We start from the raw sequence: 6,197 nt of genomic DNA, 5'->3' as shown, positions 1-6,197 counted from the left end.
TGCCGAGCCCTAGCGAGGCACCGAACGCCAGGGGCAAGAGCCCTTGGTTACTTGGGGCTTTTCCAAGTGACTCGCCGTAAGGGCGAAACCCTAGGTGGCCGTTGCCGCAGGAAAGGATATGTACTTCGACCAAAAATCCAGGTCGGCTGTCAGGCCGCCATCGCTGGCAAGCCAGCTCCCACAGTTTTGCTCCTACATGGCCTTGGTCATGGCAATACCCTTTCGCCCCAATTGCTTGACCCCATACATGGCCTGGTCAGCCGCCCTGAGCAAAGTATCGAGCGTCTGCCCATGCAACGGACACAGGGCGATGCCAATACTGCACGAAAGTGAAATTTCCCCCGCGCTGGTAATGATTGACTGACCGATCGCCTCCAGCAACTTCGACGCCTTGAGCTGGGCGTTATCAGGATCGGCCAGGTCAGTCACCAGCACCACGAACTCATCGCCCCCGTAACGGGCAACGGTGTCCTCCCCACGCGTGGCGCCCAGCATGCGACTGGCCAGCGCCCGCAGGACCTGGTCGCCGACCTCGTGGCCGTAATGGTCGTTGATGTCCTTGAAATGATCCAGGTCGATCAACAGCACGGCAAACGGCACCCGCTCGAGCTGCCAATGGGACAGTGCCTGTTCGAAGCGATCGGCAAACAGATAGCGGTTGGGCAGATCGGTGAGCACATCGTGGGTGGCCAGATAGGTTGAACGCTGGTGCTGGACTTCTGCCTGCTCCAGTGCCTTGAAATGCCGGATCAGCAGCAACGGAATCAGCACGAACGCCGCGCCCAACAGCACCAGGAGCAACAAGGTCTGCCCGCTCAGGACGTCGGCAAAACGCAACTGCCGTTCAAACAGCAATGTCATCGGCTGGGACGCACTGCGAATCTCGACCCGCTCTTCGAGCAGCGGCAGGAAAAATCGATCGACGAAACCGGTCTTCCCGGACCCCGTCGCAAACACATGGCTTTCAGTCCCGGCAGCGGTCTGCAGCACCGCGCGGATGTGCACCCGCGGGTCCAGGTTCGCATGCATCACCGCATCGAGCAGCGACCCGGTCCTGACCAACAGCAAGGCAACCATGGTGCTGCCGAAGAAATTCGGCCGCAAACTCTCGCGCATCCGTTCAGGCCGGCTGACCGATTGCATCAGAATGAACGCCTCGCCGCCCTCGTACATGGTGAACACCGGCGATACTACAGGCTTTGGATTGTTGTAGGTGCGGGCCAGCGCATGGGACAGGTAGCCGACGGTTTCCAGCCTGACGCCGTAGATCGCATTGGCCTCAGTGAGCACCGGATACATGAACAACACCGGCCAGGTCTCGCGCAGAAATGCCTGGTGCCGGGCCGGTTGCTGGGTAAGGGTGGGGAAATCCTTGAGTGTGAAGTCCGGTCGCCAGGTGCGGCGCAGCAGTGCTTCGAAGGCCGTCTGCTCGGCAACCGGCACCGCGCGTGCAGCTTCGAGCATGTACAGATGCGGGTAAGCCGCCATCACCGCGGCGGCATAGCGCGCCGCCGCTTCGGTGTCGCTCTGGTCGACCGCCTGGAGAAAGGCCGAGAAACCAGCAAGCACCGCTTCGTTGGTATCGAGCTGATTGCGCACGATGCCGGAGATATTCTGCACGTATTCGGAAAAGCGCGTTTCCCGGCGCTGGGTTTCGGACTTGAGCAGCAGCAACGCAGACATGCCCATCAGGCCCAAGGCCAGGAGAATGAAGCCGGCGAAAGCACGGTGGCGTTTAGTCAATTTCACTCAGGTTTGCCCGGTTTTCTGCGCCGGAGATGCATACCACTGGTCCCTGGGCACCCGCTTCTCATGCTCAGGATCGCCCAGATAGTGCGGCGACATGATCTGCACCTCGTACTCGTTGAACACATCCTGGATGTTGGCGTGCAGCATGCTCAACAGCACCGCGCGCGGGCGTGGCTGGCTGGGGATGGCCTGGGCCACCAGGCGATACTCGGGATAGAAATCCGACAGGGCTGTCTGGAACACCTGCGGCGGCGGTTCAGCGAGGACCCCGGGGGTGCGCCTGGCGGCTTCCAGCAGCATGGCTTCGACCTGGCGCCACGGCGTGTCGTAGCCGATGGTGACCACGGTGTCGACCACATAGCCGGGGCCTTGCACGGTGCGCGAATAGTTCTTGGTGACGGTGGCGGTGATCATCGAATTGGGCAGCGTCAGCACTTCCCCAAGGCCTGTGCGAATGCGCGTGGTGAACATGCCCAGCTCAGTCACCGTGCCTTCGTATTCGCCAATGCGCACGAACTCGCCGGGGCGCAAGGTTCGGGTGTAGGTCAGGATCAACCCGGACGCCGCCTGCCCGACCACACTGGTGGCACCCAGGGAAATCATCAGGCCGATCAGCACCGACAAACCCTTGAAGGCATCGGTACCGGCACCCGGCAGGTACGGATAGGCCATCGCCAGGGCGAACAGCCAGATGGCCAGTGACGTCAGGCGTTGGGTCGGTTGCAGGGTTTCCTGGTTCAACCAGCTGAAGGTGCCGGGCGTGGCCATGCGCCGCAGGATCCGCCGGGCGAAAACCGTGATACCCCGGGCAATGAAGAAGATCGCCAGTGCCACGCCCAGTCCGGGGATGGCGCCGATTATGCCCTGGAATAAATGACCGGCGACTTCCAACAGGTAGTTGTTGAGGCTTTCGCCCCAAGGCCGGGTATAGGGAAAGCGAGACAGGACAAAACCCAGCCATTCGTAGGTCAGCAGCAGCACAACCAGCCAGCGCAGTATCCCCAGCAGACGGCTGACCAGCGGATACAGGTAGTTGGCATCGATCACCTGCACCTGTCCGACTTTCAACGCCTGAGTGTGCCGCTGCATCAGGTCCGGCAGCTTTTTCAGCAGGCGACGGCGCAGGTACGCCATGCCCCAGAGCAACGCAAGATAGATACCCGTGGCCAGCGCAGCGACCAACAATGACCTGAGTATCAGCCGCAGGTTGCGAGCTTCCTGGGTTTCGGCCACCACCAGGCGCAGATTGTCGGCAGCACTTTCTGCCGCCTGCCTGACCGATTCGAACTCGGTGGGATCGACATCCTTGGGGGAAACGATAAAAGCGCGCTTGGCGCCCAGCAGCACCAGATAACTGCCCTGAATGGAGTCGAGGCTGACGCGCAGATCGTCCGCTTCATCCAGGGCTTCGTTAATCACTGTTTTTGCACGTTTGACCCGGACTGGCGGCGCTTCACCGAGCACCGCACCGCGGAAAACCATGATGCTGCGATTGGCGATTTTCAGCTCCGCAGGCGCAGGTGAAGCCTCCAGCGGCTGGGTGACGTCCTCGGCCCACAGCAGTACCGACCAACACATTGCGACAATGACGATCAATGGGGCGAGCAACCTGCTCCGCATGCATCGGTTCCTTACGTCACAGGGTTCTGGACAGGGGGTACGTATCGCAGCGTAGACCAGCGACGGGCGGTTGTCATGAACGCCGGTGATCGGCCATTGCCGCGGCGTCGACTCAGTTGGGGTCGAGCAACCCGCCGCTCCAGTGTCGCGACTGGCGACTGCCGGTGAACTTCGCTACGCCCATGCCCCGGGCGATCAGGCGATCCCGATAGCGTGTGACCAGGCGCCCGGTCTGCTCGGCATACAGCACCACTTCAGAGGACGGATCGCCCGGGCGGCGCAGGATGCGGGCGAAGCGCTGCCCCTGTTCGACGACATCGCCCAACTCCTTCTCGAAAATCAGCACCCCGGGTTGCGGCGCGATAATGGTTTCCATGTGGCCCATCTCCACGGCCTCGACGGGCCAGTCGGCGGGCGACACGTCATCGTCGATGACACCATGACCGCAGAGCCAGGCGTAAAGCCCCTGGGCATCCTGCTCGGCGAAACGGTCGCTGACGTCACCCTGCCCGCGCAGCTCCAGGGTCGCGGCCATGCGGTGCGCGGTCGTGCCGTCGCGCAGCCACGGCGCAATGATGGTTTCCTCGAACGAACCATCGCCACCGTCATCCCAGATGATCGCCACGTCCATCTGCAGTGCGGCTGCCAGTTCACGGCCACGGGGCCAGAAACTGCGGTGCACGTACAGGTAGGGCAACGCTTCGTCATCCGTGTGCAGGTCCAGCATCACATCCGCCGGCGCCGCCAGTTGCACCAGTTTCTGTTGCCATTCCTGGACGTTGGTCGAAGTCCGCTGCATCGCGGCCGACTGATCGAAGCCACGGTTGAAGTTCTGCCCGCTGGCATCGTGAAAACGCCCCAGGATCCGCCCCTGGCGAAACTGGCCGATGCCCAGCGGATTGGCCTGTGGCACCACGGTCACGCAGCCTTTGAGCCGGCCCTGGGATTCGACCACCTCGAGGCGCTGCATCAACAGGTGCAGCACCAGCATGCCGGCGATTTCATCGGCATGCACCCCGGCCTGCAAGTGCACCTTCGGCCCGCCGCTGGCGCCCTCGAAGCGCCAGGCACCGACCTGTACCGGTTCGCCATTGTTGTTGCGAACGCTGAACGAAACATCCTGCGCCATGGGCTTGTCCTCCTGTCATTGATCGACGACACCCGCCTGGCCGCGATCGGGCTTGCTCTCGGCCGCTTCGGGGTAAAGGGGCTGCGACACCGAGCATTCGGCACCGACGACCTCCTGTGATGGGTGCCGGCCGAAAATCATCGCCAGGGTGCCGCTGACCGCGATCAAGCCGGCGCCGATCATCAACGACACATCCATCAGGGTGCCCCAGATCAGGCTCGACAGCAGGAACGCCCAGATCAGCCCGGTGTACTCGAACGGCGCCAGCACGGTCGCGGTGGCACGCTGGAAACTGGCGAACAGCAGGAACTGGCCAATGCCGCCCATCAGTCCCGCGCCAAGCATGCCCAGCCAGGCCGGAACCGGTGCCGGGGTGTGGGTCCAGGGCAACGCCAGCGCCATGCAGATGACAAACACCACATTGGTGATCAGCATCTGCTCCAGCACCGAGGTCTGCTCATCCACCTGGCGCAACTGGATATAGGTGAACGCCCAGCACATCGCGGCCAGCAGGGTCAGGACAATCGGCAATGGATCGCCCATGTCTGTGGGGCGACAGGCGATCACCACGCCGATGAAACCGATGATCAGGGTGAACCACTGCCAGCCGTTGACGCGCTCTTTGAGTATCGCCGTCGCCAGCACCGTGACCATGATCGGTGCCGAGAAATACAGGGTGGTCATCTCCGCCAGGGTCAGGTCGCGGGCTGCCGTGTAATACAGCAGCCAGGCCGCGATCGACAGCAAGCCGCGCACCACCAGCAGGCGCCGGCTGGACGAACGCCAGGCACGCCGCACCAGTTGCAAACGGCCTATCAGCAAACAGGCGAGCACCACCACCAGGGCGCGCCAGAACAGGATGGTGAACACCGAATAATCGGCCACCAGCCACTTGATGCCAGCATCCTGCAAGGACAGGAACGCATAGCCCAGGGTGCACAGGCCAATGCCTTGCAAGGAGCGGTCAACCAATGGCGTGTTGTTCATCATGCGGACCTGCGAACCGGGGTGCCGCGACGCTCGGCGAAGGCGAAAAGCGCCTCGATCAGGAATGTCAGGCACACGTAGACACCCGCCACCAGCAGCAACGGCTCATACACTTGCAAGGTTTGCGCGCGCACCACGTTGGCCGCGCCCAACAGATCGATCACCGCGATGGTCGAGGCCAGGGCCGTGGATTTGAGCAGCATCACGGTTTCCCCGGCCAGGGTCGGCAACAGCAAGCGCAGCGCCCGGGGCAACCGCACCCGCAACAGGGCCTGGCGCGGGGTCATGCCGAACGCCGATGCCGCTTCCATTTCACCTTTGGGCACCGCCAGCAGGCCGCCGCGGATCACTTCGCCGACATAGGCCCCCACCGACACCACCAGGGCGAACACGATGTACCAGTAGCCGTCACGCAGGTACGGCCAGAGAAAACTGCCGCGAATCAGTGGAAATTGCGCAAACAGACTGCCCAGGCCGTAGTAGAAGATGTAGATCTGGATCAGCAAGGGGGTACCGCGGGTCACGCTGGTATAAAACAGGCTGAGCTTGGCGATGACTCGGTTCTTCGAGATCCGCGCCAGCGCCACCAGCACCGCCAGGAAAAAACCGAACACACTGGCGATCAACAGGATTGTGATGGTCGTTTGCAGCCCTCGGGCCAACAGCGATGCGTATTCAACTATCCACGCTGGAATCATTTCATTCTCTTTGC

At 62.3% G+C, this 6,197-nt stretch carries 5 protein-coding genes; all 5 read right to left on the bottom strand.

Going from position 1 to position 6,197, the window contains the following annotated elements; genetic code table 11:
- Positions 1 to 192: 192 nt before the first annotated feature.
- The 5 genes from PMI35_RS02735 to PMI35_RS02755 all read right to left on the bottom strand — a co-directional run bounded on the left by PMI35_RS02735 (position 193) and on the right by PMI35_RS02755 (position 6,183).
- The gene (locus tag PMI35_RS02735; RefSeq protein WP_008065686.1) at positions 193 to 1,743 is read right to left on the bottom strand and encodes a sensor domain-containing diguanylate cyclase; all 1,551 of its coding nucleotides are present in this window, start codon (positions 1,741 to 1,743) and stop codon (positions 193 to 195) included.
- A gap of 6 nt (positions 1,744 to 1,749) precedes the next feature.
- Positions 1,750 to 3,369: a mechanosensitive ion channel family protein gene (locus PMI35_RS02740; protein ID WP_008065684.1), complete on the bottom strand. Its 1,620-nt coding sequence runs from the start codon at positions 3,367 to 3,369 to the stop codon at positions 1,750 to 1,752.
- 112 nt (positions 3,370 to 3,481) lie between these two features.
- Positions 3,482 to 4,498 (bottom strand): succinylglutamate desuccinylase/aspartoacylase domain-containing protein, encoded by a 1,017-nt coding sequence (locus PMI35_RS02745; RefSeq protein WP_008065682.1) that lies wholly within the window; start codon positions 4,496 to 4,498, stop codon positions 3,482 to 3,484.
- Between the two features lie 15 nt (positions 4,499 to 4,513).
- The gene (locus tag PMI35_RS02750; protein WP_008065679.1) at positions 4,514 to 5,488 is read right to left on the bottom strand and encodes a DMT family transporter; all 975 of its coding nucleotides are present in this window, start codon (positions 5,486 to 5,488) and stop codon (positions 4,514 to 4,516) included.
- Positions 5,485 to 6,183, bottom strand: coding sequence for an ABC transporter permease (locus tag PMI35_RS02755; protein ID WP_008065677.1), 699 nt, complete (start codon positions 6,181 to 6,183; stop codon positions 5,485 to 5,487). The genes PMI35_RS02750 and PMI35_RS02755 overlap by 4 nt, the downstream gene beginning before the upstream one ends.
- Positions 6,184 to 6,197: the final 14 nt, after the last annotated feature.

The sequence above is a fragment of the Pseudomonas sp. GM78 genome, assembly GCF_000282475.1.
GTDB lineage: Bacteria > Pseudomonadota > Gammaproteobacteria > Pseudomonadales > Pseudomonadaceae > Aquipseudomonas.
This window is presented reverse-complemented; position numbering and strand designations above follow the sequence as displayed.